Here is a 26954-nt window from a genome sequence, read left to right as displayed (position 1 = left end):
GAGGGGAAAAAAAAAAAAAAAAAAAAGGGCCAAAACACGCGCCCCTTTTTTATTGCGGTAGGATTATGCCGCTTTTTCAACTTCCGCTGTTTGCGCCTCAGGGCGTTTCAGCACGGCGTAGGCAAGGCCCGCCACCAGCGTTCCGGCAACAATCGCCAGCAGGTAGCCCAGCACCGGCGTAATCGCCCCCGGGATCAGCAGAACAAACAGCCCGCCGTGCGGCGCCATCAGTTTCGCGCCGACCGCCATGGAGATAGCGCCGGTTACCGCGCCGCCGACGATACAGCACGGCAGAACGCGCATCGGGTCACGGGCGGCAAAAGGAATCGCCCCTTCCGAGATAAAGCACAGGCCAAGAACCAGCGCGGCTTTGCCCCCTTCCCGCTGCCCTTTGTCGAACTTATTGCGCGCTACCAGCGTCGCGATACCCATCGCCAGCGGTGGCACCATACCGGCCGCCATGATCGCCGCCATCGGCGCATAGGTCTGGGTACTCAGCAGGCCAACGCCAAAGGCATAGGCCGCTTTGTTTACCGGCCCGCCCATGTCGGTACACATCATCGCGCCGAGGATCGCGCCCAGCAGAACCGCGTTGGCGGTGCCCATGGTTTGCAGCCAGTGGGTCAGCCAGGCGAGGATACCGGCTACCGGTTTACCGATCAGATAGATCATTGCCAAACCCACGATCAGGCTGGAGACCAGCGGAATGATCAGGATTGGTTTCAGGGCTTCCATACTCTGCGGCAGTTTCAGCTTCGTGCTGATGGCTTTCGCCACATAACCGGCAAGGAAACCAGCGATGATCCCGCCGATAAAGCCGGAGCCGCCGCTAACCGCCAGCATACCGCCGATAAGGCCCGGGGTCAGACCCGGACGGTCGGCAATGGAGAAGGCGATAAAGCCTGCCAGTACCGGCACCATCAGCGCGAAGGCCGAGCCGCCGCCGATCTGCATCAGCGCCGCCGCCAGGGTGTCTTTCACTTCAAACGCTTTGATCCCGAAGGCAAAGGAGAGCGCGATACACAGGCCCCCGGCCACTACCATCGGCAGCATATAGGAGACGCCGGTCAGCAGGTGGCGATAGGCGCCCGCCGACTCTTTTTTCCCTTCAGCAGCCGCCTGAGGTTTGCCGGATGGCTGGTACGGTTTGGCTTCCGCCACCGCTTTATCCAGCTCCTGGGCGGTTTTCTTCAGCGCCAGACCGGTGGTGGTGCGGTACATCGGCTTGCCGGCGAATTTCGCCAGGTCCACCTCGATATCGGCAGCGACGATCACCAGATCCGCCTCGGCCACCTCTTCCGGGGTGATGGCATTGCCCGCCCCAACGGAGCCGCGGGTCTCCACCTTCACCCACCAGCCGCGTTTTTTGGCTTCGGTTTCGATGGCTTCTGCCGCCATAAAGGTGTGGGCGACGCCGGTCGGACAGGCGGTGACCGCGACAATGCGTTTCTGCCCCTGAGCGGCGGCCGGAACGGCTACCGCCGCTGGCGCAACGTAGGGCTTAGCGTGGTCTTTCGCTTCTCCCAGGAACAGCTCCGGATGGGCGACAGCACGGTTAATATCGCCCAGGTAAACGTTTTTACCATTCAGCGCGCTATCGGCCGGCAGCGCGGTTCCCAGCACGATGGCCAGTTCGGCGTCATTCGGGTTATCAATCAGCTCAAGGTGCGCTTTCGGCGCCGCGGCACCCAGCAGGGTTTTCGCCATGTAGGCGCGCGCCTGTCCGAGTCCGGCATCAATAATCAGCAGCGTTTTCATTATGCCTCTCCTGCTGTCAATTAAAGGGTTGTAAGTCGACGCGCGCCATCATCGCGGCCAACTGGGTACGGTCGGTAATTCCTACATTGCTCTGGCTGACGGCCAGGGCAGCGACGGCGGTCGCCAGGCGCAGGGTATGCTCGCTGGATTCACGCATCAGCAGGCCGTAAATCAGGCCGCCGACCATCGAATCGCCGGCGCCAACGGTGCTGACCACTTCCACTGAAGGTGGTTTAGCAATCCACTCCCCAGAGGCGTTCACCCACAGCGCGCCCTCTTCGCCCAGGGAGATCACCACGTGGGCAATACCCTGCTCGCGCAGCGCATGGGCGGCGTCGATAACATCTTTCATCTCCGGCAGCTTGCGGCCAGCCCAGATTTCCAGTTCGCGACGGTTCGGTTTCACCAGCCACGGCGCCGCTTTTAGTCCGGCAACCAGCGCTTCGCGGCTGCTGTCGAAAATAATGCATGGGCACTGGCTGCGCAGACGGGTCATCCAGTCGGTGAAGGCTTCCGGGCTAACGCCGGACGGCAGGCTGCCGCTGACGCAGACCATATCGAACTGCCCGAGCCAGCTCAGGGAGTCGTTGACAAAGCGTTCCCAGTCGCCCGGGGTGACTTCAAAGCCGGAGAAGTTGAAATCGGTCACTTCGCCATCTTTTTCCGTCAGCTTAACGTTGATACGGGTCCGGCCCTGCACCACCTGGAAACGGTTGGCGATCCCCAGCTCGCTGAACAGCTGCTGAAAGCCGTCCTGGTTGTCTTTACCCAGGAAGCCGCCGACGGTGACGTCAATGCCGAGATCTTTCAGCACTTTCGCCACATTAATGCCTTTCCCGGCGGCGTGCAGGCCGGTGGTGCGCACCAGGTTCACTTCGCCGCGTTCAATCTCCGGGGTGAATCCCACCAGGTCGTATGCCGGGTTTAACGTAATCGTTGCTACACGTCTGCTCATTTATGCGCCCTCCCCAAGGCCTGCGGCGATCGCTTCGCCAATCGCATCCAGCGCTTGTTGCGCATCCTCACCCTGCGCGGTAAAACGCAGACGGTGACCTTTTTTCACACCCAGCGCCACAACCTTCATCAGGCTGCGACCGTTAGCCGGCTTGCCGGAACCGTCGAGATTGGTAACGGTGATGTCGCTGGAAAATTGTTTAATGGTGTTGACCAGCATGGTGCCCGGACGGGCATGCAGGCCGTGTTCATTGCGCACCACGAATTCGGCGCTCAGCACATCTTCGGCAATGGCGTCGTCGCTGGTCAGCAGCGCCAGCACGGTGGCGGCGTCGGCTTTCAGCAAATGTTCAGCTTTCTTGTCCAGCAGCAGCTTGCTCAGACGGTTCAGCACTGCGGTCGGCTGCTCGTCGGCCATCGCCACCGTGACCAGCAGGGAAACCGGCTGCTCGTCGCGGGTAAAGGCGTTAGCCGCGCGGCTGACCGCCACGGCGCTGCGCAAATTGCCTTCCGCACTGTCGTTCAGCCAGACGCCCTGACCGAGGTTCAGCGGCGTATCGTTAATGACGTGGCTAACGAAGGCGGCATCGACAGCGCCAACTTCTTTCAGACGCGCCGCGTTCAGCGCCTGCAGGGTCAGCAGATCGCTGGCCGCGACGTCGAGACTGAGGGTCTCGTTATCCAGCTTCAGCGCTTCGCTCTGCTTCTCTCCCATCAGCAGCGCACGCAGCTCTTCCGCGGTGGTGGCGGACTGCAGCTGCGCGGCGACCGCGTCATCGCTCAGCACGTGGGTCAGCTGACGCAGCAGGCCGAGGTGTTCATCTGAGCTGGCGGCAATCCCGATCGCCACATAGGCGGTCTGCCCTTCGCCCCAGGTGACGCCCTGCGGGGACTGAAACACCTGAACGCCAGTCTTCAGCACCTGGTCACGCGTATCCGTCGTGCCGTGCGGGATCGCGATCCCGTTGCCGAGGAAGGTCGAGGTCTGCTGCTCGCGCGCCAGCATGCCGTTCACGTAGCCATCGGCCACGTTGCCGGCGCTGACCAGCGCGGCGGCGACCTGCCGGATGGCCTCTTCTTTATTACCGGCCTGCTGGCCGGGATGAATATCCTGCACAGATAACTGGAACATGGTTCTCCTCTCCTGCTGAATTGAATCGTTTCAGCTAACTTGAGAAAAAAGGCGCCATCTGACGGGGAACGGATTGCCGAATGACGCTGAAACGTTTCAAGAATTTTGTACCTTTCTTGCTCAACGCGCAAGGTACGTCAGCGACTTGATCGCAGAACTTAGAGGTACTGCACACTTTTGCTGAAGCCTTAGCTATCGACCGCCTAGAACGTCAGCTTTTTGCTGAACTCTATATTTTGAAACGCCTTTTTAATTATTCGTGCCATACTACTGTTTATTTTTAGCCAGCAGGCGTAAACTCCGCGCCGTCTCCTGAAACTACAGAAAACCAAACCCATGGAAAACCGTAGCGCCGCTCTCCCCCGACGCGGGTTCGATGTCACCTCTTCCGCCTTCTTAATCGTCGCCTTTCTGACGGGCATTGCCGGGGCGCTGCAAACCCCGACCCTGAGCCTGTTTCTGACCAACGAAGTGCACGTCCGCCCGGCGATGGTCGGTTTCTTTTTTACCGGCAGCGCGGTTATTGGCATTCTGGTCAGTCAGTTCCTCGCCGGCCGCTCCGACCGTCAGGGCGATCGCAAGCAGCTGATTGTCGTCTGCTGTCTGCTGGGGGTGCTGGCCTGCGTACTCTTTGCCTGGAACCGCAACTATTTCATTTTGCTGTTCATCGGCGTTTTTCTCAGCAGCTTTGGATCGACCGCCAACCCGCAGATGTTTGCCCTCGCGCGGGAGCATGCCGACAGGACCGGCCGCGAAGCGGTGATGTTCAGCTCCATTTTACGTGCCCAGGTCTCCCTGGCATGGGTTATTGGTCCCCCGCTGGCCTACGCCCTGGCGATGGGATTTGGTTTTACCGCGATGTATCTCAGCGCCGCGGCGGCGTTTATCGTCTGCGGGATCATGGTCTGGCTATTCTTGCCCAGCATGCGCAAAGCAAAGCCGGTAGCGACCGGCCGGCTGGAAGCTCCGCGCACGCACCGCCGCGATGCGCTGCTGCTGTTCAGCATCTGCACCCTGATGTGGGGTACTAACAGCCTGTACATCATTAACATGCCGCTGTTTATCATTAACGAGCTGCATCTGCCGGAGAAGCTGGCGGGGCTGATGATGGGCACCGCCGCCGGACTGGAAATTCCGACCATGCTGATTGCCGGTTACTACGCCCGGCGTTTCGGCAAACGCTTTCTGATGCGTCTTTCTGCAGTGGCCGGGGTGCTGTTTTACGTCGGCATGCTGACGGTGCATACGCCAGCGCTGCTGCTGGCGATGCAGGTGCTGAACGCCATCTATATCGGGATCCTCGCCGGGATCGGCATGCTCTATTTCCAGGACCTGATGCCGGGGCAGGCGGGCGCGGCCACCACCCTCTATACCAATACTACCCGCGTCGGCTGGATCATTGCCGGTTCACTGGCGGGAGTAGTGGCGGAGATCTGGAGCTATCACGCGGTGTTCTGGATTGCGCTGGCGATGGGCGTTGTCACTCAGGCCTGCCTGTGGCGGATAAGAGATGTGTAAGCACATTGGTTTCCATCCTTCTCATCTGCTGCGTTGAGCTCAGGGCGCGGTGGCCAGCTCAAGCTCCAGCAGCCAGGTGATCGCTTCATCGCGGTGGGTGAGGCACATCTCCGGCGAGGGCTGCAGGCTGGCGCACACCTTCGGGCGCAGAGGGGAGCCGAAAATAAGGCATAAATTGCGCTCGGAAAGCTGGATACAACGGGTGTTAGCCGGCTTGCCCTGCGGCATGCCGGGGATCGGCGATGATATAGAGGGGGCGATGCAACATGCGCCACAATCAGTACGACATTCCACAACCCGACTCCCAAACGCTCATTTTGCGCCACAGCCTAAACGTTTTGCCAGAAGATAGCAAAACTCGCGAAATCCGCTTGCCTGAACGCCCGGGCGCGAGTAGTTTTACGCGATATTTTTGACTCGTTAAGTGACAGGATTACTGCAATGCCAAGAGCGAATGAAATTAAAAAAGGTATGGTGCTGAATTACAACGGCAAGCTGCTGATTGTGAAAAATATTGATATTCAGTCACCCAGCGCCCGCGGTGCTGCGACACTGTATAAAATGCGTTTCTCCGATGTGCGCACCGGCCTGAAAGTAGAAGAGCGCTTCAAAGGCGACGATATCGTCGATACCGTCACCCTGACCCGCCGTTTCGTCGACTTCTCCTACGTCGATGGCAACGAATACGTGTTCATGGATAAAGAAGACTATACCCCTTACACCTTTACCAAAGAGCAGATTGAAGAAGAGCTGCAGTTTATTCCGGAAGGTGGGATGCCAGACATGCAGGTGCTGACCTGGGACGGCCAGCTGCTGGCGCTGGAGCTGCCGCAGACCGTTGACCTGGAAATTATCGAAACCGCGCCGGGTATTAAAGGCGCGTCCGCCAGCTCCCGCACCAAGCCAGCCACCATGAGCACCGGCCTGGTGATTCAGGTGCCGGAATACCTGACCACCGGTGAGAAAATCCGCATTCATATCGAAGAGTGCCGCTATATGGGCCGCGCGGATTAATCATCGGCAACGCCCCGACAGTAAAAAAGGACAGCGCTGGCTGTCCTTTTTATTATACCCATTGCCGCGATTACAGCAGTTCAGGGTATTTGGTCATTTTCAGCGCCAGCTCGACGCCGCGCACTTCCGCCATCCCCTTGAGACGGCCAATCGCCGAATAGCCTGGGTTGGTTTTCTTGCGCAGATCGTCGAGCATCTGATGACCATGATCCGGCCGAAATGGGATCGGGCGCAGATCGCCGGCCTGTTTACGCCGCTGCTCTTCACGCAGGATAGCATCCACCACCGCCACCATATTGACGTCGCCGCTAAGGTGCGCCGCCTCGTGGAAGGTTTTTGGGTTTGCTTCACGGCAGGTAGAGCGCAGATGGGTAAAATGGATGCGATCGCCAAAGGTCTCCACCATCTTCACCAGATCGTTATCGGCGCGAACGCCATACGATCCGGTACACATGGTGAAGCCATTATTAATGCTGTCCACCGTCTCCTTCAGCCACTGCATATCTTCGATGGTCGACACGATACGCGGCAGGCCAAGGATCGGCCGCGGCGGATCGTCCGGATGCACAGCCAGGCGGATCCCTACCTCTTCGCATACCGGCACGATGGCGCGCAGGAAATAGGCCATATTTTCACGCAGCTGCGCTTTATCAATGTGGTCGTACTCCGCCAGACGCGCGCGGAACTGGTCAAGGGTGTAGCCCTCTTCCGCTCCCGGCAGGCCGGCGATGATATTGCGAGTCAGTTTATCGATATCTGCTTCGCTCATCGCCTTGAAATAGACCTCAGCCTGACGCTGCTCTTCTTCACTGTAATCCGCTTCCGCTCCCGGGCGTTTAAGGATATGCAGCTCAAAGGCGGCGAAAGCGATCTGATCGAAACGCAGCGCCCGGGAGCCGTCCGGCAGCTCATATTCCAGATCGGTGCGCGTCCAGTCGAGGATCGGCATAAAGTTGTAGCACACGGTATCGATGCCGCAGGCCGCGAGGTTGCGGATGCTCTGCTGATAGTTGGCAATCCAGGTCGCATACTGCCCGCTGTGGGTTTTAATATCCTCGTGGACGGGAATGCTTTCGACGACCGACCAGGTCAACCCTTTTGCCGCTAACAGCGCCTGACGCGCTTTAATCTCGTCGACCGGCCATACCTGACCGTTTGCAATATGGTGCAGCGCAGTGACGACGCCGGTCGCCCCCGCCTGCCGTACATCATCAAGCGATACCGGATCGTTCGGCCCATACCACCGCCAGGTTTGCTCCATCGCTATGCCCTCACAAAAGTTGTTATACCAATAATGGCGACACTCATGACGACTACCATACATGTTTCTCACCTGGCTGCAAACAGTGCTGGCCTATTGATTGATCCAGCTCACAGTCAGCGGATAATTTCGGCTTACCAATTTAACTTCCTGTCATATAACTTTAGACTGGCATTGTTAATAAGCAGTTAAACAGGTGTGGGAAGAATGACAACAATTGCAACCGCTACGCTACCGAAGAACGTGCAATACCCTCAATACGATCGCAGCCAGCTCCGCTCGCGTATTGTCCATTTCGGCTTTGGCGCGTTTCACCGCGCGCACCAGGCGCTGCTCACCGATCGCGTGCTGAATAACGTCGGCGGCGACTGGGGGATCTGTGAAATCAGTCTGTTCAGCGGCGACACGCTGATGAGCCAACTTCGCGAACAGGACCATCTGTTTACCGTGCTGGAAAAAGGCGCCGACGGCAACCAGCCCATTGTGATCGGCGCGGTGCACGAATGTCTGAACGCCAGGCTCGATTCGCTGGCGGCGATTATCGAAAAATTTTGCGAGCCGCAGGTAGCGATTGTCTCGCTGACCATTACGGAAAAAGGCTACTGCATCGATCCGGCGACCGGGAAACTGGATCCGACGCATCCGCGCATTATTCACGATCTGGAGAATCCGACGCTGCCGCAGTCAGCTCCGGGTATTTTAGTTGAAGCGCTGGCCCGCCGCCGGGAACGAGGCCTTCCGCCCTTTACCGTGCTCTCCTGCGATAATATCCCCGACAACGGTCACGTGGTAAAAAATGCCGTCCTCGGCATGGCGGAAAAACGCAGCCCGGCGCTGGCGGACTGGATCGCCGACAACGTCAGCTTCCCGGGCACCATGGTGGATCGCATTGTTCCCGCGGCCACACCGGAGTCGCTGGCGGAAATCGCCGCCGTGCTGGGGGTCGACGATCCCTGCGCCATCAGTTGCGAACCCTTCATTCAGTGGGTGGTCGAAGATCACTTTGTCGCCGGGCGCCCCGCCTGGGAGACGGCGGGCGTGCAGATGACCGATGACGTGTTGCCCTGGGAGCAAATGAAGCTGCGGATGCTCAACGGCAGCCACTCTTTCCTCGCCTGGCTTGGCTATCTGGCAGGGCATGCGCACATTAGCGACTGCATGCGGGATGACGTCTTCCGCCGCGCCGCCCGCCAGCTGATGCTTGACGAACAGGCTCCGACGCTGACCATTACCGGCGTTGATCTGCTGGCCTATGCCGACAGTCTCATCGCCCGCTTCAGCAATCCGGCGCTCAAACACCGCACCTGGCAAATCGCCATGGACGGTAGCCAGAAGCTGCCCCAGCGCATGCTCGATGGCATCCGCGTACATCTGGCGCGCGACAGCCGTTGGCCGTTGCTGGCTCTCGGCGTGGCCGGCTGGATGCGCTACGTCAGCGGCACGGACGACGCCGGTCAGACGATCGACGTGCGCGATCCGCTGGTCGACAAGATCCGGCAGCGGGTGGCCCAGAGCGATGAGCAGCAGCGCGTCGACGCCCTGCTGGAGCTGGAGGAAATATTTGGCCGCGACCTGCCGCACAACGCCCAGTTTGTCGCCGGGATCCGCGCCGCCTGGCAACAGCTGGCGACGCACGGCGCCCGCGAGGCCGTCGCCCGCGCGCTGAATTCTTAACAATATTTGCGCTTATGCGGACAGAATTCTCTTCTGTCCGCCTCAGGACTTCTCTTTTCCCCCTTTTTTCGTCAGGATAGGCGTAACTGTTACAACATTACATTTATCCTGGAGAAAAGAGTGACCAGAACCAATTTGATCACCGGCTTTCTCGGCAGCGGTAAGACGACCTCGATTCTTCATCTGCTGGCGCAGAAGCCTGCGGATGAAAAATGGGCCGTACTGGTTAACGAGTTTGGCGAAGTCGGGATAGACGGCGCGCTGCTGGCCGATAGCGGCGCCCTGCTCAAAGAGATCCCCGGCGGCTGCATGTGCTGCGTCAATGGCCTGCCGATGCAGGTTGGGCTGAACACCCTGCTGCGCCAGGGCAAACCCGATCGCCTGCTGATCGAACCCACCGGTTTGGGCCACCCAAAGCAGATCCTCGATATCCTCACCGCGGCGGTGTATGAGCCCTGGATCGATCTGCGCGCCACGCTGTGCATCCTCGATCCCCGCCAGCTGCTGGATGAAAGAGCCGTCAGCAACGACAACTTCCGCGATCAGCTGGCCGCGGCGGACATCATTGTGGCTAATAAAAGTGATCGGGAAACCGCCGAAAGCGCCCGGGCGCTGGCCGACTGGTGGCAGCGCTGGGGCGGCGAGCGTCGCAAGGTGTCGGCAATCCAGGGCAATATCGATCTGACCCTGCTCGATGAGCCACGACGGAACACCGCCCCGCTGCCGGCGAGCGCGGAGCACGCCCACCGCCATCCCCCCACTTCCGGCCTCGCCGCGCTCAGCCTGGCGGAACACCAGCGCTGGCGCCGACATCTCAACAATGGCCAGGGCTTTCAGGGCTGCGGCTGGATCTTCGACGCGGAGACGGTCTTTGACACCATCGGCCTGCTCGAATGGGCCAGGCTGGCGCCAGTGGGGCGCGTTAAAGGCGTGATGCGCATTGCCGAGGGGGCGGTGCGAATCAACCGTCAGGGGGAGGATCTCCATATCGAGACCCTCAGCGTCGTTCCGCCCGATAGTCGGATCGAGCTTATTTCCGCGAATGAAGCCGACTGGAACGCACTCCAGACCTCGTTGTTGAGGCTTCGTTTAAGTTAAGGCGGCTAAGGTTGCCGCCGACTGTCACAAAATCGCAATGGCTATGATGAAAAACCGAATTCCTTTAATCCTGCTGCTTAACATCGCGGGTGTAGCGCTATTTTGCTCCTGGTATCTGCCAGCCAACCATGGCGCGTGGTTGCCGGTCGACTCCGCGATCTTCCATTTCTTTAACCATGGCGTCAGCGTCAGCCATGCTTATGCCTGGCTGCTGGCGATCATCAACAATCGCGCCTTCGACGCCTGTTCGCTGCTGGCGATGGGCTGCCTGATGCTGAGCTATTGGCTAAAGGCGCCGACTGCAGGCCGTCGTCAGATCGCCATCATGGGCCTGGTGATGCTGCTGGCGGCGGTGATCATCAACCAGCTCGCACAACACCTGATGCCGGTACAGCGCGCCAGCCCGTCGCTGTTTTTTAGCGATATTACCCGCGTCAGCGACGTCGTTAACTTCCCCACTAAGGATGCGTCGAAGGACAGCTTCCCTGGCGATCATGGGATGATGCTGCTGATCTTCGCGAGCTTTATGTGGCGCTATTTTGGCCGTCGCGCGCTGGGCGTCGCGCTGATTATCTTTGTGGTCTTTGCTTTCCCGCGGGTAATGATTGGCGCCCACTGGTTTAGCGATATTGCCGTCGGCTCCCTGACCGCCGTGCTGATCGGCGCGCCCTGGGTATTGATGACCCCGCTGAGCGATAAATTGATCGCCTTTTTCGATCGCTACTTACCCAGCAGAATATCGGCCAAATAATGTCTCCGGCAGCCGCCAAAGTCATTAACTATAAGGGGACCTTTTGGGTCCCTTTTTACATTTTCCCTTTTTTTCAACATGACGTTCATCTTCTTGTCACATTAATCCCGTGACAAATGAAGGAATTGTCTGTTTTTTGCCCGATATTGCCGTAATTTTGGCCTTTCCCGATGATTCACTTTTTGTCACCAAAATACTTATAAGAAATCGCGCAAAACCGCTCGCCATGCGGCGTTTGATAGGGTAATCTCGTTCTCGTTTTGCCTTTTCCGCAGCATTAATTCAGGGCATGAATAAAATTGTGCGTGACTGCACAAATTTAAGCTTAAGGAATTGTCTCATTGCGGATGGGTATTTAGGCTCTAACACGTTTGGCATTTTTTATAACGACATTGTCGTTAAGGACAACAAGGGAAAATAAACAGCATGGTCAAATCTCAGCCGATTTTGAGATATATCTTGCGGGTAGCCCCCGCGATTGCAGTAGCGGTTCTGCTTTCCGCGTGTAGTTCAACAAGTACCGCCAGGAATATGCATTCTGAGACGCATGCTGTGGGTAGTGGCGATTTATCATCACTGCAAGCCTCTCAGGATGAATTTGAAACGATGGTCCGTAACCTGGACGTAAAGTCCCGTTTAATGGATCAGTATGCCAGCTGGAAAGGCGTGCGTTACCGCCTCGGCGGCAGCACCCGCAAGGGTATCGACTGCTCAGCGTTTGTGCAGCGCACCTTCCGCGAACAATTTGGTCTGGAACTGCCGCGTTCAACTTCTGAACAGCAGGAAACCGGAAAATCGATTTCCCGTGCCCAACTGCGTACAGGCGATCTGGTTCTGTTTCGCGCCGGCTCTACCGGCCGCCATGTCGGGATCTACCTCGGCAACAACCAGTTTGTTCACGCCTCCACCAGCAGCGGGGTGACTATCTCCAGCATGGATGAGCCGTACTGGAAAAAGCGCTACAATGAAGCGCGTCGAGTCCTGAGCCGCTCGTAAACTGTCCTCCACCGCCGCCGGTTATCCCTTGGCTGGCTGCGGGATAAAAAACACTGCCCCAGGCAGTGTTTTTTTTTGCCACCTGGTTCTCAACGTCGCAAAATAAGCTATGTCTTTTAAGTGGGAATGAGAAAAACGACGACCGACACTCCGTTGATGCGCTTCAATAATACGGAAAGAATCTGGCTATGCTTACTCGCTACTTTTCGCCCCAGCGTAAAACCTGGTTAACCAGCCTGAGCGTGGGGATCATCGTCGCGCTGTTGGCCGGGAGCATTCAGTTTATGGTGATCTACCATAACCGGGCCGAGCGTTTCGACGCCATTATCAACAATGTTAATACCTATCTGAAAAGCTATTTTCACGACCTGCGCCAGACCATTGACGGCTTGCAGCCGCTGGTGGACCAGCCCTGCGAGAATATTGACTCCGGGCTTACCTCCCACGCCGCGTTCAGCCCCAACGTCCGCGCTTTCCTGCTGGTCAAAAACGGCATCGCCTTTTGCTCATCGGCTACGGGAGCCATGAATACGCCCCTCAGCCAGCTGATCCCGGCCATCGATATCAGCAAACCCGTTGCTATGGCGATTTTACCAGGCACGCCGATGATGCCGAAGAGCGCGGCGCTGGCGCTGTGGGTAGGTAAACCCGGCGATCAAAACAGCGGCATTTTCGTGTCGATTAACGCTAATCTCACACCGTATATCCTCTATTCCGCACGGCAAAACGATTTCAGCGGCATTGCGCTGGCCATCGATCACACCGCTATCTCCACCTTCAGTAATCGGCTGGTGGATCCGCAAACGCTGCATAACGCGCCGATCCGCCAGGCACAGATCGAGGGCTTACCGCTGAAGGTCTACCTGTATGCCAACAGCTGGCTGGCGGAAAATACGCAGTTTGCTCTGCTGCTCGGGGTCGTCTGCGGCCTGCTGGCGGGGCTGCTCTGCTATTACGTGCTGACGATCAAATCGGATCCGCGAAAATCCATTCTGCTGGGGATCAAAAATAACCAGTTCTACATCGTTTATCAGCCGGTGGTTAATGCTCAGACTCTACGTATCAGCGGCGTGGAGGTCCTAATGCGCTGGCGCCATCCGGTGGTTGGTGAAATTCCGCCCGACGTTTTTATTAACCTGGCCGAAACCCAGCAGATGATCGTGCCGCTAACCCATCACCTGCTCGCGCTGATCGCCAGCGACGCTGCGGTGTTGAAGCGTATTCTGCCGCGCGGCGTGAAGCTGGGGCTGAATATTTCCCCTGCCCATCTGCAGGCCGACAGCTTCCGCGACGATATGCTGCGCTTCGCCGCCGCGCTGCCAGCCGACCACTTTCACGTGGTGCTGGAGGTAACCGAGCGGGCGATGATTGATAAAGAAAAATCGATGGCTAACTTCGCCTGGCTCCACCGCCAGGGATTCGAAATCGCGATTGATGATTTCGGCACCGGGCATAGCGCGCTGATCTATCTCGAACGCTATAACTTCGATTATCTGAAGATCGATCGCGGTTTTGTGCAGGCGATTGGTACTGAAACAGTAACCTCGCCGGTGCTGGATGCGGTACTGACCCTCAGCCGCCGGCTGAAATTAATGACCGTCGCCGAAGGGGTGGAGACCCAGGAACAGGCGGAGTGGCTTCGCGGCCAGGGCGTTCATTTCCTGCAGGGGTACTGGATCAGCCGACCGCTGTCGCTGGCCGGGCTGGTGGCTGCGCACGATGAACCCGCGAACTATTTCACAACGCGCTAAGTCTCACTTATGATGCGGGAACGGATGTCGGCCATGGGGGCCGGCCATGACAGGGTATTCTGCCGCCTATGTATGCGCGCCTCTTTCTGATTCTGCTGGCTCTGTTTAGCCTGGACGCTAAGGCGCAAACCATTCAGGAAAGCGTAGCCTTCGCGATTATCGGCGAACCGAAATACGCCGCCGGTTTCAGTCATTTTGATTACGTCAATCCCAGGGCGCCGAAAGGCGGCACCCTCACCCTGGCGGCGATCGGCACCTTTGATAACTTCAACCGTTATGCGCTGCGCGGCAACCCCGCGGTACGCACGGAGGCGCTCTACGATACCCTGTTCACCACCTCGGATGATGAGCCCGGCAGCTACTACCCGCTGATTGCCGAGCGGGCGCGCTATGCCGAGGACTATTCCTGGATGGAGATCGCGCTCAACCCGCGCGCCCGCTTCCATGACGGCACGCCGATCACCGCCCGCGATGTGGCGTTTACCTTCAACAAGTTTATGACCGAAGGGGTGCCGCAGTTTCGCCTGTTTTATAAAGGCACCTCCGTGAAGGCCATCGCGCCGTTGACCGTGCGTATTGACCTCGGCCAGCCCGGCAAAGAGAACATGCTGAGTCTGCTGAGCCTGCCTGTGATGCCCGAGGCGTTCTGGCGCCAGCACAAACTCAGCGACCCGCTGTCGAAGCCGCCGCTGGCCAGCGGGCCATACCGCATCAGCGCCTGGCGAATGGGGCAATACATTACCTATTCCCGGGTCGCCAACTACTGGGCGGCCGACCTGCCGGTCAACCGCGGTCGCTGGAATTTCGATACGCTGCGCTATGACTATTATCTCGACGACAATGTCGCTTTCGAAGCCTTTAAAGCGGGGGCCGTCGATCGCCGGGAAGAGACCGTCGCCAAAAACTGGGCTACCCGCTACGTCGGTCGCAACTTCAGCCGCGGCTACATCATTAAAGATGAGCATACCAATACCTCGGCGCAGGATACACAGTGGCTGGCGTTCAATATTCAGCGCCCGATTTTTGCCGATCGCCGGGTGCGGCAGGCCATTACCCTGGCGTTCGATTTCGAATGGATGAACAAGGCGCTGTTTTACAGCGCCTATCAGCGCGCCAACAGCTATTTCCAGAACACCGAATATGCCGCCCGCAGCCTGCCTGACGCAGCCGAGCTGGCCCTGCTGACGCCGATGAAAAACGAACTGCCTCCGGAGCTCTTCAGCCAGGTTTACCAGCCGCCGGTCTCCCGCGGCGATGGCTTCGACCGCGCCAACTTACTCAAAGCCGACGCCCTGCTCAATGCGGCGGGCTGGACGGTGAAGAACCAGCGCCGGGTCAACGCCGCCACCGGCAAGCCGCTGCGCTTTGAGCTACTGCTGCCGGCCGGAGGCAATGACCGCTGGGTGCTGCCGTTTCAGCACAACCTGCAGCGTCTGGGGATCGTCATGGATATTCGTCAGGTTGATAATTCGCAGTACAGCAACCGCCGCCGCAGCCGGGATTACGACATGATGCCAAGCCTGTGGCGCGCCATGCCCTGGCCGGGGACCGACCTGCAAATCTCCTGGGCGTCCGACTATATTCACTCCAGCTACAACGCGCCGGGGGTGCAAAGCCCGGTAGTGGATAAGCTGATTGCGCAGATCCTGCAGTGGCAGGGCAATAAGCAGAAACTGATCCCTCTCGGTCGGGCGCTGGATCGTGTGCTGACCTGGAATAACTACATGTTGCCGATGTGGTATATGGCGCAGGACCGCACCGCGTGGTGGAATAAGTTCTCTTTCCCCGCGACCCGCCCCATCTATTCGTCCGGCCTCGATACCTGGTGGTACGACGTGAACAAAGCGGCCACCCTCCCCGCGGACAGACGCTAAGGACATCCCATGGGCAGCTACCTGATCCGCCGTTTGCTGTTAGTCATCCCCACCCTGTGGGCCATCATCACCATTAACTTTTTTATTGTCCAGATCGCGCCTGGCGGCCCGGTCGATCAGGCCATCGCCGCCATCGAGTTTAATCAGCGCGGCGGGATGCCGGGGGCTGGCGACGGCGGAATGGGCGCCAGCCATGCCCGCACCGGCGCAGGCAATATCAGCGAGGGTCACTATCGCGGCGGGCGCGGCCTCGACCCGGAAGTCATCGCCGAGATAACCCACCGCTACGGCTTCGATAAACCTCTCCACGAACGCTATCTGAAGATGCTGGGCGATTATCTGCGCTTTGATTTCGGCGACAGCCTGTTTCGCAGCGCCTCCGTGCTGCAGCTGATTAAAGACAGCCTGCCGGTCTCGGTGAGCCTCGGGCTGTGGAGCACGCTGATTATCTATCTGGTCTCCATTCCGCTGGGCATCCGCAAAGCGGTCAGCAACGGCAGCCGCTTTGATATCTGGAGCAGTACGCTGATTATCATTGGCTATGCGATCCCTGCCTTTCTGTTCGCCATCCTGCTGATCGTGATTTTTGCCGGCGGCAGCTATTTCGACCTCTTCCCGCTGCGCGGTCTGGTCTCGCCAAATTTCGACACCCTCCCCTGGTATCAGAAGATCCTCGACTACCTGTGGCACATCACCCTGCCGGTGCTGGCGACGGTAATTGGCGGCTTTGCCGCGCTGACTATGCTGACCAAAAACAGCTTCCTCGACGAGATCCGCAAACAGTATGTGGTCACCGCCCGCGCCAAAGGCGTTGGTGAGAAACAGATCCTCTGGGGACACGTGTTCCGTAACGCCATGCTGCTGGTGATCGCCGGCTTCCCGGCCACCTTTATCAGTATGTTCTTTACCGGCTCGTTGCTGATCGAAGTGATGTTCTCGCTAAACGGCCTGGGTCTGCTGGGCTATGAAGCGACGGTCTCCCGCGACTATCCGGTGATGTTTGGCACGCTCTATATTTTCACTCTGATTGGCCTGCTGCTGAATATCGTCAGCGATATCAGCTATACGCTGGTCGACCCGCGCATTGATTTTGAGGGCCGCTAATGTCTTTCTTCAGTCCCGTTAATCAGGCCCGCTGGGCGCGCTTTCGCCACAACCGTCGCGGCTACTGGTCGCTGTGGCTGTTTTTAATTCTCTTTCTTTGCAGCCTGGGCGCCGAGCTGCTGGCCAACGATCGCCCGCTGCTGGTGCAGTACCGGGGCCAGCTGTACGTCCCGGTGTTAAAAAACTACACCGAGCAAACCTTCGGCGGCGCGTTCGCCACCGCCGCCGACTATCAGGATCCCTGGCTGCAGCAGCAGCTGGCGACTCACGGCTGGGCGCTATGGCCGCCAGTACGCTTCGGCGCGACGACAATTAATTTTGCCAGCACGGTTCCCTTTCCATCGCCGCCCTCAGCCAGCAACTGGCTCGGCACCGACGCCAACGGCGGCGATGTGCTGGCGCGGATCCTCTATGGGACACGCATCTCGGTGCTCTTCGGTCTGCTGCTGACGCTGTTCTCCAGCGTGCTGGGGGTGCTGGCCGGGGCGATACAGGGTTACTACGGCGGTAAAATCGACCTGTGGGGGCAGCGCTTTATCGAAGTCTGGTCCGGCATGCCAACGCTGTTCCTGATCATCCTGCTCTCCAGCGTCGTGCAGCCGGGCTTCTGGTGGCTGTTGGCAATCACCGTTCTCTTTGGCTGGATGACGCTGGTGGGCGTGGTGCGCGCGGAATTTCTCCGCACCCGCAACTACGACTATGTTCGGGCGGCGCAGGCGTTAGGGGTTAGCGACCGGCAGATCATCCTGCGGCATATGTTGCCCAACGCGATGGTGGCGACCCTCACCTTCCTGCCCTTTATCCTGTGCAGCTCCATTACCACCCTGACGTCGCTGGATTTTCTCGGCTTCGGCCTGCCGCTCGGCTCGCCCTCCCTCGGCGAGCTGCTGCTGCAGGGCAAAAACAACCTGCAGGCGCCCTGGCTGGGCATTGCCGCATTTCTCTCCGTCGCCGTGCTGCTGACGCTACTGATTTTTATCGGTGAAGCGGTTCGCGACGCCTTTGACCCGAGTAAGGCGGTGTAATATGACCCACCCGCTGTTAGCTATCGACAATCTCTCTATTGCCTTTCGCCAGCAGGGCGAGACGCAGACCGTGGTGCATAATCTGTCGCTCGAGGTGGCGGTCGGCGAAACGCTGGCCCTGGTGGGCGAATCCGGCTCAGGTAAAAGCATCTCCGCCCTGTCGGTGCTGCGGCTGCTCCCTACCCCGCCGGCCAGCTACCCCAGCGGTGACATCCGTTTTCATGGCCAGTCGCTGCTGCATGCGGATGAGGCGACCCTGCGCGGCGTGCGCGGCAACCGGATCGCGATGATCTTTCAGGAGCCGATGGTATCGCTCAATCCCCTGCACACCCTGGAAAAACAGCTCTACGAGGTGCTGTCGTTACACCGGGGAATGCGCAAACAGGCGGCGCGCGGGGAGATCCTCGACTGCCTGGAGCGCGTCGGGATCCGTCAGGCGCCGCGGCGGCTGGCGGACTATCCGCATCAGCTCTCCGGCGGCGAGCGCCAGCGGGTGATGATCGCCATGGCGCTGCTGACGCGCCCGGAGCTGCTGATCGCCGACGAGCCGACTACCGCCCTGGACGTATCGGTGCAGGCGCAAATTCTGCAACTGCTGCGCGAGCTGAAGCAGGAGCTGAACATGGGGCTGCTGTTTATCACTCATAACCTGAGCATCGTCCGCCAGCTGGCTGACCGGGTGGCGGTAATGCAGAACGGCCGCTGCGTGGAACACAATGACTGTCGGGCGCTGTTCAGCGCGCCAGCGCATCCCTACACCCAACGCCTGCTGGATAGCGAGCCGGACGGAGAGCCGGTGCCGCTGGCCGCCGATGCCCCGGTGCTGCTGCAGGCGGACGATTTAAAGGTGGCGTTTCCCGTTCGCAAAGGGATCCTGCGTCGGGTGGTCGATCATCATCGGGTGGTCAACAGCCTCAGCTTTCAGCTGCGCGCCGGCGAGACGCTGGGCCTGGTGGGGGAATCGGGTTCCGGTAAAAGCACCACCGGCCTGGCCCTGCTGCGCCTGATCCCGTCCGGGGGCAAGATAACCTTCGCCGGCCAGCCGATTCAGGGGCGTAACCGCCGACAGCTGCTACCGCTGCGCCGACAGATGCAGGTGGTTTTTCAGGATCCGAACTCGTCGCTCAATCCGCGCCTCACGGCGCAGCAGATCATTGAGGAAGGCTTGCGCGTCCACCAGCCGACGCTGACGGCGGCCGAACGCGAACAGGCGGTGATCCTTGCCATGCAGGAGGTCGGCCTCGACCCGGCCAGCCGCCAGCGCTATCCGGCGGCGTTCTCCGGTGGCCAGCGACAGCGTATCGCCATCGCCAGAGCGTTGATCGTCAAACCGCAGCTGATCGTCCTCGATGAACCGACCTCATCGCTGGACAAAACCGTTCAGGCGCAGATTCTGAACCTGCTGAAAGCCTTACAGCGAAAGCATCAGCTGGCCTATATTTTTATCAGCCATGATTTAGGCGTGGTGCGGGCGCTGTGTCACCAGGTGATGGTGCTGCGTCAGGGAGAGGTGGTCGAACAGGGCGAGTGCAAGTCCGTCTTCAGCGCACCCCGGCATGAGTATACCCGCCAGCTGCTGACGCTAAGCTGACGGTCAGAAAGGGTTATTGCCGGAGAAGGGCTCGGCGATGGCCACGCCAAAGTTTTTCAGACGACAGGTGGCGGCAAACTCATCCTGCAGGTTAACGAACAGGCAGGGTTCGCCTTCGCACTCCAGCACGGAACAGTCGACTTCGATGTCGCTTAACGCCTGGCTGAGCTTATGCATCACCGGCCAGGCTTTCTCACCGTCCGGGCTCAGCAATTTCAGGGCAACGAGACTGTTCTCGTTCTGCGCGCCGTTTTGCGGAATCGGTTCAACTCTGGAACCCGCAAAACCGGCCAGCCAGCGATAGCTCTGCGGCAGACGGTGTACGATAGAGAGTTGTTGTGTATTCACTTGGTTTCCCCGGAAGCAAAAGGCTTCACAATAAATTTACATCAATATTAACACACTGTTGACAAATAGTCCTGCCTTGAGGCAGAAAACGTTTACAGCGGCGGCGGACCAGGGTTAAGCGCTTATAATCCAGCGCTTTATTTTTTATACCCGGCGAGCCGATTGGCGCTATATGTACCCGTTTCTGTGATCCAAAACAACTTTTTTATCGCAACAATGCGACTTTTTACACTAATTGATTTTACATAAAGGAAACAAATGGCAGAACCCTGAAGCCCATTGCGGTTGACATGCATCAAGAAAGGGGCGATTTCGCCCCTGAAAATGTGACCTAGCGTGCGATTTTTCGCCGCCGGGATGCGTAAAGCGAAAAGAAAATAGAGCAGGTTGCGCAGAAGGCAATAGAGATCAGCATCGGCCAGGCGGTGGTAAACGTCGCCATCGACAGCAGCGCGCCGATAATCGCCCCGATACCGAAACGGAAAGTCCCCGCCAGCGACGAAGCAGTGCCCGCCATATGCGGAAACTCATCGAGGATCACCGCCATGGCGTTAGACGACACCATGGATACGCAGCCGACAAAGGCCGCTACGCCGATCACCAGTGACCAAAAGCCGACATCCAGCAGCGCGCAGACCACCATCCACACCGCCATGGCAAACTGGATCCACAGCCCGGCGCGGAACATACGCAACGCCCCTACCCGCCGCACAAACCGGCTGTTGAACATGGTCATCAGAAACAGAAAAACGATGTTCAGCGCAAAATAGTAGCCAAAGTGCTGAGGCGCGACGTGGTTTATATTGATGTAGACAAAGGGACCGGCGCTAAGGAAAGAGAACATGCCCGCGAAGCTAAAGCCGCTCGCCAGCATATAGCTCAGTACCCGCTTGTGGCGGAACAGCGTGGCAAAGTTACCCAGCGTGGTGCGCAGATGGAACGGCTGACGCCTTTCAGCCGGCAGCGTTTCGCGGACAAACAGGCCGATCATCAGCGAGGCCAGCAGGGCCACCAGGGCGAGGATCCAAAAGATGGCATGCCAGCTGAACCAGACCAACACCGCCCCGCCGACCATCGGCGCCACCAGCGGCGCAATGGTCGTGACCAGCATGACAAACGACATCATGCGCGAAAACTCATCTTTCGGATAGATGTCGCGCATCAGGGCGTTAATCACCACGCTGGCCGCCGCGGCTGCCAGACCGTGGAAGAAACGCATGACAATCAGCATATCGACGGTTTGCGACAGGGCGCAGGCTACCGCCGCCGCCGCGAAGACCAGCGTCCCGCCGAGGATCACCGGCTTGCGGCCAAGGCTGTCCGCCATCGGGCCGTACAGCAGCTGACCCAGCGCAAAGCCGAGGATATAGGTGCTGAGCGTCATCTGCGCGCTGCCGTCCGGGACGTTATACTGGGCGGCAATCACCGGCAGGGCCGGAAGATACATATCAATAGACAGCGGCATCAGCATGGCCAGCAGGCCAAGGATAAACACAATCCCCAGTGAAGAATTCTGCTTCAGCGTCACGTTTTACTCCGTGGCTGCGGGGCGCCCACGCTGGCGATTTCCGCTTCCGTCAGCGGACGATATTCACCCGGCGCCAGCGATTCATCCAGCAGGATGTCGCCGATGCGTTCCCGATGCAGGCCAACCACGTGGTTGCCCACGGCGGCGAACATGCGTTTCACCTGATGGTAGCGGCCTTCGCTGATGGTGAGGCGCACTTCGGTCGGAGTGATAACTTCCAGCAACGCCGGTTTGGTGAGATCTTTTTCGTTATGCAGCTGGACGCCTTTGGCGAACAGCTCAGCGGTCCCTTCCGCCAGCGGGTTTTCCAGCGCCACCAGATAGGTTTTTTCACAATGGTGGCGCGGCGAGGTAATGCGATGCGACCACTGGCCGTCATCGGTCATCAGCACCAGCCCGGTGGTGTCGATATCCAGCCGTCCGGCGGCGTGCAGCTTATGCGCCACCGGCTCGTCGAGGAAATAAAGGATAGTCGGATGATCGGGATCGTCGGTGGAACAGACGTACCCTTGCGGCTTGTTGAGCATAAAATAACGCGGGCCATTCTGCTGGGTCAGCGTATTTCCGTCATACTCCACCTCGTGCTCCGGCTGGAGCTTAAAAGAGGCATCTTTCACAATGTCGCCGTCCACGGTAACGCGGCTGCCGCGAATTTCACGCCCGGCAATAGCCCGGCTGACGCCCAGCTGCTGAGCGATAAACTTATCAAGTCGCATGAGATTTTTTTAGCCTGTCATAGTGCTGGAGCGGGCAAATCGCCCGAAAAAGAAGAATTTCACCGGCTAGTATAACGGGCTCTTAACACCACTCAAGGGAAAAGATTCATGGCATACTATTCGCCAGTTAATTAGCCCCGTGAATTCATGACTTTTACATTACGTCCTTACCAACAAGAAGCCGTCGATGCCACCCTCGCCTGGTTCCGTCGCCATACCGAGCCGGCGGCGATTGTCCTGCCCACCGGCGCGGGCAAAAGTCTGGTGATCGCCGAGCTTGCCAGGCTGGCGCGCGGCCGCGTGCTGGTGCTGGCCCATGTCAAAGAGCTGGTGGCGCAGAACCATGCCAAATACTGCGCCCTTGGCCTCGAGGCGGATATCTTCGCCGCCGGTCTGCAGCGAAAAGAGAGCCACGGCAAAGTGGTGTTCGGCAGCGTGCAGTCGGTGGCGCGCAATCTCGACCAGTTTCGCAGCGAATTTTCGCTACTCATCGTCGATGAATGCCACCGCATCAGCGATGATGACGACAGCCAGTATCAGCAGATCATCGGTCACCTGCGGCAGGTCAATCCGCAGATCCGGCTGCTCGGCCTGACGGCCACGCCGTTCCGCCTTGGCAAGGGCTGGATCTATCAGTTCCATTATCATGGGATGGTGCGCGGCGATGAAAAGGCCCTGTTCCGCGACTGCATCTATGAGCTACCGCTGCGCTATATGATTAAACACGGCTATCTGACGCCGCCGGAGCGCCTCGATATGCCGGTGGTGCAGTACGATTTCAGCCGCCTGCAGGCGCAAAGCAACGGCCTGTTCAGCGAAGCCGATCTTAACCATGAGCTGAAAAAACAACAGCGTATCACGCCGCATATTGTCAGCCAGATCGTGGAGTTCGCCGAAAACCGCAAAGGGGTGATGATCTTTGCCGCCACCGTGGAACACGCCCGGGAAGTGACCGGCCTGCTGCCGGTAGGCCAGGCGGCGCTGATCACCGGCGAAACGCCTGGGCCGGAGCGGGATCGCATCATCGAGGCCTTTAAAGCGCAGGCGTATCGCTATCTGGTGAACGTCGCGGTGCTGACCACCGGCTTCGACGCCCCGCACGTCGACCTGATCGCCATCCTCCGCCCCACCGAGTCGGTGAGTCTTTACCAACAGATCGTTGGCCGCGGTCTGCGCCTGGCGCCGGGGAAAACCGACTGTCTGATCCTCGACTACGCCGGCAATCCGCATGACCTGTATGCCCCGGAAGTGGGGACGCCGAAGGGCAAAAGCGACAACGTGCCGGTGCAGGTCTTCTGCCCGGCCTGCGGCTTCGCCAATACCTTCTGGGGCAAAACCACCGCCGACGGCACCTTGATTGAACACTTTGGCCGCCGCTGCCAGGGGTGGTTCGAAGATGACGACGGCCACCGCGAACAGTGCGACTTCCGCTTTCGCTTTAAAAACTGCCCGCAGTGTAATGCGGAAAACGACATCGCCGCCCGCCGCTGCCGGGAGTGCGACACTATACTGGTTGACCCGGACGATATGCTGAAGGCGGCGCTGAAACTGAAGGACGCGCTGGTGCTGCGCTGCAGCGGCATGGCCCTGCAGCACGGCGGCGACGAGAAGGGCCCGTGGCTGAAAATCACCTACTACGATGAAGACGGGGCGGATGTCAGTGAGCGCTTCCGTCTGCAGACCCCCGCCCAGCGCACCGCCTTCGAACAACTGTTTATTCGCCCGCATACCCGCACCCCCGGGGTGCCGCTGCGCTGGATAACGCCGGCGGATATCGTGACCCAGCAGGCGCTGCTGCGCCATCCGGACTTTGTCGTCGCCCGCATGAAGGGGCAGTACTGGCAGGTGCGGGAAAAAGTGTTCGATTATCAGGGGCGTTTTCGTCGCGCCAACGAGCTGCGTTAATTAGCGGAAAGCTGAGGTTTTGATTGCCCGGGTGTCGTTTGGCGGCTATAATGCCGCCCGCTTTTGCATTCGCAAAGCAGATAATCCGCCTGTTGCTGGGTCGCCTGTAGCAGGCTTTATATATAGAGAGACATCAATGTTTACTATCAACGCAGAAGTACGTAAAGAGCAGGGTAAGGGTGCGAGCCGCCGCCTGCGCGCAGCTAACAAGTTCCCGGCAATCATCTACGGTGGCGAAGCTGCTCCGGTTGCTATCGAACTGGACCACGACAAAGTATGGAACATGCAGGACAAAGCTGAGTTTTACAGCGAAGTTCTGACCGTCGTTGTTGATGGCAAAGAAGAAAAAGTCAAAGTTCAGGCTGTTCAGCGCCACGCGTTCAAGCCGAAACTGACTCACATCGACTTCGTTCGCGCGTAATCGCCGATAGCAAGTTGTATGGCAAGCGCCCCGGGGTCTCAGGCTCCGGGGCGTTTTGTTATCTGCGCTGCCAAAGCTCCGGCGCCTCGTGCACGATGTCGTTAAGCATCCGATGCTTATTCATTCCGGGCAGCCAGAGCATCACCATAGTGACGTTCAGCCCCTGACTGCCGACCTCCGTCGCGATTTCACTGACTCCCTGCCACTCGCCTGGCCGCAAATGGTCCGGTAAAAACCCCCAGCCCCTCCCCTGCTCCAGCGCATGGCGCAACAGGGTAATTTCATTCATATACAGCGTATGGCCGGAAATCTGCAGCCGGCGGGCGATTTGATCGTCACTGCGCCGGTGCATCACTAACTGCGGCGTCAACGAAAGATTCAATAGCGTCAGCGGCCGCGGAGCGTCGTGGAACAGGCTGTCCGCCGCGTAGAAACGCAGATCCACGGTGCCGAGCGCCCGCCACTCCATTTCGCTCCCCAGCGTGCGGTTGTTAGCCTGACATATCGCCATCTCCGCCACGCCATCGCTCAGCGCCTGCTCGGCTTCGCGACGCGAGGCGCTCCAGCAGCTCAGGCGGATCTGCCGTCGGGCCAGGTTATCGGCCAGCGCACAGAGAAATTCACGCGGCACGAAGGGATCGTACACCAGACGCAGCGCCTGCCCGGCGGTTTGCGGCAGCGTTTGCGCAAAAGACTCGAAAGCCTGCGCCTGACGCAACAGCAGATGCGCCTGGCGAAACAGCTGCTCACCCTCGGCAGTTAGCGTCAGGCTACGTCCTTCACGGCTGAACAGCCGGTAGCCCAGAGCATCTTCCAGATAGTCCAGCAGATCGCGCAGCGTGGTCCGGTCTTTAGCTAAACGAATGGCCGCCTGCGACAGGCTGCCGGTCTCAGCAATCGTCGCGAAGGCTTCAATCTGTGCGAATGAGTACTGTAGGGTTTTCATCCTTTTTCTCCCTTAAGGGGGAAAATCCCCCATGTGCTGATTTTAGCCGGCGCGCGCCGATTTATATACTGCGCAGCGAATCTATGGCAAACGAGGAAATGACAATGATAAGAAAACCACTGGCCCTGGCGTTAATATTGGCGGCGCTGCCGGCGGCGGCAATGGCGCAACACTGCGGCAGCCTGACGCTGGATGTCTGCCCAACGCCTTACGATCAAACGCTACCCGCGGCCAAAGACATGCTCAGCTGGGATCAGACTTCACGCGTGATTGGCTTTCGCAATGACTATCGCAACTATGCCGGCGATGTCTTCCGCCACGGCGCCTCGACGCCGCTGGAGCGCGCTGAAAAACAACTGACCGATGCCCGCTATACGCTCAACGGCCACACCTGGAATTTGCAGGATTACCTGAAGCGCGAGAACGTCAGCGGTATGCTGGTGCTGAAAGATGGTAAAGTCGCCTGGAAATATCTCGCCGAAGGTAATACCGACACCACCCTGTGGACCTCGCGCTCGGTAGGCAAATCGGTGGTCTCGACGCTGGTCGGTATCGCCATTCAACAGGGTAAAATCCACTCCCTTGATGACCTGATTACCGTTTATGAACCCGAACTGAAAGGCACCGCCTGGGACGGCGTAACGCTGAAGCAGTTGATTCAACACACCAGCGGGGTGGAATGGAATGAAGACTACACCGACCCGCACTCGCATTTCGCCCGCCTGACCCAGTGTGAAGCGCAGCCCGGCGCCTATGCCTGCGTGCGTAAGATCGTCACTGGCCTGGCGCGTCAACACCCGGCGGGCGAGCAGTGGTCCTACTCTTCCGGCGGCGCCTGGCTGCTTGGGGATATCCTGGAGCGCGCCACCGGCATGTCGCTGGCCGCCTGGCTTGAACAGGCTCTATGGCAGCCGGCCGGGATGGCCCACGACGGCGTGTGGCATGCTTATCAGCAAGGGAAGCACGACGTCGGCGCCCACGGCTTTAACGCCACCCTTGAAGACTGGGGCCGCTTTGGTGAATTCGTCGCCCGTGACGGTCGGTTAAGCAATGGCAAACAGCTGGTGCCGACTGGCTGGTTCGATCAAGCCGCCAGCTGGACCAAGGCGCTAAACTCGGTCTCGGCAGCGCATCCGGAGGGTATTTACGGCTATCAGTGGTGGAATAACGCGATTCCGGCGAATGCGCAAAACGTCCAGCCGACGCCGCAGGAAGGGCTTAAAGGGTCGCTGTGGGCGCTGGGGATCTACGGCCAGGTGATCATGGTGAACCGCGCGGAACACCTGGTGATCGTCCAGTGGTCGACCTGGCCGCAGGCGGAACCTTCCTTCAACGCTCAGCCGTTGGAAGCGGCGCTGATGTACAGCGCCATTGCCCGCGAGCTGCGTTAACTCCCCGCTCCTTGCCGCTCAGCCGGCGAGGAGCGTGTCGGCATTCAGCGCCAGGTGTTGCAGCAGGATAATGGTTTTAGCATCCATGATCTCGCCATCGCGAATAGCCTGCAGCGCCCGCGTCAGCGGCCACTCCAGTACTTCAATATCCTCACCTTCCGCCGCCCCGCCCCCGCCCCCCCCCCCCCCCGCCCCCCC

The 26954-nt window shown here is 59.0% G+C and carries 23 protein-coding genes and 1 pseudogene; 14 read left to right on the top strand and 10 right to left on the bottom strand.

Going from position 1 to position 26954, the window contains the following annotated elements; translation table 11 throughout:
* Positions 1–63: 63 nt before the first annotated feature.
* The 3 genes from fruA to fruB are packed head-to-tail and all read right to left on the bottom strand — an operon-like array spanning position 64 to position 3844.
* Complete coding sequence (gene fruA / locus HMPREF9538_RS00785; RefSeq protein ID WP_002912939.1) at positions 64–1758, bottom strand: PTS fructose transporter subunit IIBC; 1695 nt, start codon at positions 1756–1758, stop codon at positions 64–66.
* Between the two features lie 16 nt (positions 1759–1774).
* Positions 1775–2713 carry a 1-phosphofructokinase gene (gene fruK, locus HMPREF9538_RS00790; RefSeq protein ID WP_002912941.1) on the bottom strand — a complete coding sequence of 313 codons (939 nt, stop codon included), beginning with the start codon at positions 2711–2713 and terminating at the stop codon, positions 1775–1777.
* Positions 2714–3844, bottom strand: coding sequence for a fused PTS fructose transporter subunit IIA/HPr protein (gene fruB, locus HMPREF9538_RS00795; protein WP_009486454.1), 1131 nt, complete (start codon positions 3842–3844; stop codon positions 2714–2716).
* A 336-nt stretch (positions 3845–4180) separates the two neighbouring features.
* Between fruB and setB the strand changes: the two genes are divergently transcribed.
* On the top strand, positions 4181–5362 hold the full coding sequence (gene setB / locus HMPREF9538_RS00800) for a sugar efflux transporter SetB (RefSeq protein WP_004151122.1): 1182 nt from the start codon (positions 4181–4183) through the stop codon (positions 5360–5362).
* 39 nt (positions 5363–5401) lie between these two features.
* Here setB and HMPREF9538_RS0128615 read toward each other — a convergent pair whose 3' ends face one another.
* Positions 5402–5656 carry a YkgJ family cysteine cluster protein gene (locus tag HMPREF9538_RS0128615; RefSeq protein ID WP_004175066.1) on the bottom strand — a complete coding sequence of 85 codons (255 nt, stop codon included), beginning with the start codon at positions 5654–5656 and terminating at the stop codon, positions 5402–5404.
* Between the two features lie 147 nt (positions 5657–5803).
* Here HMPREF9538_RS0128615 and yeiP point away from each other — a divergent pair, with 147 nt between their 5' ends.
* Complete coding sequence (gene yeiP / locus HMPREF9538_RS00805; RefSeq protein WP_002912951.1) at positions 5804–6376, top strand: elongation factor P-like protein YeiP; 573 nt, start codon at positions 5804–5806, stop codon at positions 6374–6376.
* 70 nt (positions 6377–6446) lie between these two features.
* Here the strand turns inward: yeiP and uxuA are convergent, their stop codons facing one another.
* A complete protein-coding gene (gene uxuA, locus HMPREF9538_RS00810) occupies positions 6447–7637 on the bottom strand; it encodes a mannonate dehydratase (RefSeq protein ID WP_002912952.1) in 1191 nt (396 codons plus the stop codon).
* Positions 7638–7844: 207 nt separating this feature from the next.
* Between uxuA and HMPREF9538_RS00815 the strand changes: the two genes are divergently transcribed.
* From HMPREF9538_RS00815 to yejF, 9 genes are all read left to right on the top strand, one after another.
* The gene (locus HMPREF9538_RS00815) at positions 7845–9311 is read left to right on the top strand and encodes a mannitol dehydrogenase family protein (RefSeq protein ID WP_009486452.1); all 1467 of its coding nucleotides are present in this window, start codon (positions 7845–7847) and stop codon (positions 9309–9311) included.
* 120 nt (positions 9312–9431) lie between these two features.
* A complete protein-coding gene (locus HMPREF9538_RS00820; protein WP_009486451.1) occupies positions 9432–10409 on the top strand; it encodes a CobW family GTP-binding protein in 978 nt (325 codons plus the stop codon).
* A 37-nt stretch (positions 10410–10446) separates the two neighbouring features.
* Positions 10447–11160, top strand: coding sequence for a phosphatase PAP2 family protein (locus tag HMPREF9538_RS00825; protein WP_002912965.1), 714 nt, complete (start codon positions 10447–10449; stop codon positions 11158–11160).
* A 426-nt stretch (positions 11161–11586) separates the two neighbouring features.
* Positions 11587–12156: a bifunctional murein DD-endopeptidase/murein LD-carboxypeptidase gene (gene mepS, locus HMPREF9538_RS00830; protein WP_002912967.1), complete on the top strand. Its 570-nt coding sequence runs from the start codon at positions 11587–11589 to the stop codon at positions 12154–12156.
* Positions 12157–12344: 188 nt separating this feature from the next.
* On the top strand, positions 12345–13907 hold the full coding sequence (locus tag HMPREF9538_RS00835) for a cyclic di-GMP phosphodiesterase (protein WP_002912968.1): 1563 nt from the start codon (positions 12345–12347) through the stop codon (positions 13905–13907).
* 68 nt (positions 13908–13975) lie between these two features.
* On the top strand, positions 13976–15781 hold the full coding sequence (locus tag HMPREF9538_RS00840) for an extracellular solute-binding protein (protein ID WP_009486450.1): 1806 nt from the start codon (positions 13976–13978) through the stop codon (positions 15779–15781).
* Positions 15782–15790: 9 nt separating this feature from the next.
* Entirely contained in the window at positions 15791–16885 is a 1095-nt protein-coding gene (locus tag HMPREF9538_RS00845) for a microcin C ABC transporter permease YejB (protein ID WP_004200501.1), read from the top strand.
* A complete protein-coding gene (locus tag HMPREF9538_RS00850; RefSeq protein ID WP_002912972.1) occupies positions 16885–17910 on the top strand; it encodes a microcin C ABC transporter permease in 1026 nt (341 codons plus the stop codon). Before HMPREF9538_RS00845 ends, HMPREF9538_RS00850 begins: the two co-directional genes overlap by 1 nt.
* Before the next feature lies 1 nt (position 17911).
* The gene (gene yejF / locus HMPREF9538_RS00855; protein ID WP_009486449.1) at positions 17912–19501 is read left to right on the top strand and encodes a microcin C ABC transporter ATP-binding protein YejF; all 1590 of its coding nucleotides are present in this window, start codon (positions 17912–17914) and stop codon (positions 19499–19501) included.
* A 3-nt stretch (positions 19502–19504) separates the two neighbouring features.
* Here yejF and HMPREF9538_RS00860 read toward each other — a convergent pair whose 3' ends face one another.
* The 3 genes from HMPREF9538_RS00860 to rsuA form a co-directional block, all read right to left on the bottom strand.
* Complete coding sequence (locus HMPREF9538_RS00860) at positions 19505–19849, bottom strand: YejG family protein (protein WP_002912974.1); 345 nt, start codon at positions 19847–19849, stop codon at positions 19505–19507.
* Positions 19850–20180: 331 nt separating this feature from the next.
* Positions 20181–21377: a Bcr/CflA family multidrug efflux MFS transporter gene (locus tag HMPREF9538_RS00865; RefSeq protein WP_009486448.1), complete on the bottom strand. Its 1197-nt coding sequence runs from the start codon at positions 21375–21377 to the stop codon at positions 20181–20183.
* A complete protein-coding gene (gene rsuA, locus HMPREF9538_RS00870; protein ID WP_009486447.1) occupies positions 21374–22093 on the bottom strand; it encodes a 16S rRNA pseudouridine(516) synthase RsuA in 720 nt (239 codons plus the stop codon). The genes HMPREF9538_RS00865 and rsuA overlap by 4 nt, the downstream gene beginning before the upstream one ends.
* A 147-nt stretch (positions 22094–22240) precedes the next feature.
* Here rsuA and HMPREF9538_RS00875 point away from each other — a divergent pair, with 147 nt between their 5' ends.
* Together HMPREF9538_RS00875 and rplY are read left to right on the top strand one after the other, a co-directional pair.
* Entirely contained in the window at positions 22241–23998 is a 1758-nt protein-coding gene (locus HMPREF9538_RS00875; protein ID WP_004144263.1) for a DEAD/DEAH box helicase, read from the top strand.
* 136 nt (positions 23999–24134) lie between these two features.
* On the top strand, positions 24135–24419 hold the full coding sequence (gene rplY / locus HMPREF9538_RS00880; RefSeq protein WP_002912979.1) for a 50S ribosomal protein L25: 285 nt from the start codon (positions 24135–24137) through the stop codon (positions 24417–24419).
* 58 nt (positions 24420–24477) lie between these two features.
* On the opposite strand, the gene HMPREF9538_RS00885 is transcribed toward rplY, so the two are convergent.
* Positions 24478–25365 (bottom strand): LysR family transcriptional regulator, encoded by an 888-nt coding sequence (locus HMPREF9538_RS00885; protein WP_009486446.1) that lies wholly within the window; start codon positions 25363–25365, stop codon positions 24478–24480.
* A gap of 104 nt (positions 25366–25469) precedes the next feature.
* Here HMPREF9538_RS00885 and HMPREF9538_RS00890 point away from each other — a divergent pair, with 104 nt between their 5' ends.
* The gene (locus HMPREF9538_RS00890) at positions 25470–26756 is read left to right on the top strand and encodes a serine hydrolase domain-containing protein (RefSeq protein WP_020317131.1); all 1287 of its coding nucleotides are present in this window, start codon (positions 25470–25472) and stop codon (positions 26754–26756) included.
* A gap of 18 nt (positions 26757–26774) precedes the next feature.
* Here the strand turns inward: HMPREF9538_RS00890 and HMPREF9538_RS00895 are convergent.
* Positions 26775–26954: pseudogene (locus tag HMPREF9538_RS00895) on the bottom strand (GDP-mannose pyrophosphatase); the annotation flags it as partial.

Origin of the sequence: Klebsiella sp. MS 92-3 (genome assembly GCF_000195655.1) — a bacterium.
Lineage (GTDB): Bacteria > Pseudomonadota > Gammaproteobacteria > Enterobacterales > Enterobacteriaceae > Klebsiella > Klebsiella pneumoniae.
Note: the sequence above shows the minus strand (reverse complement) of the source record. Positions and strands in the feature narration are given on the sequence as shown.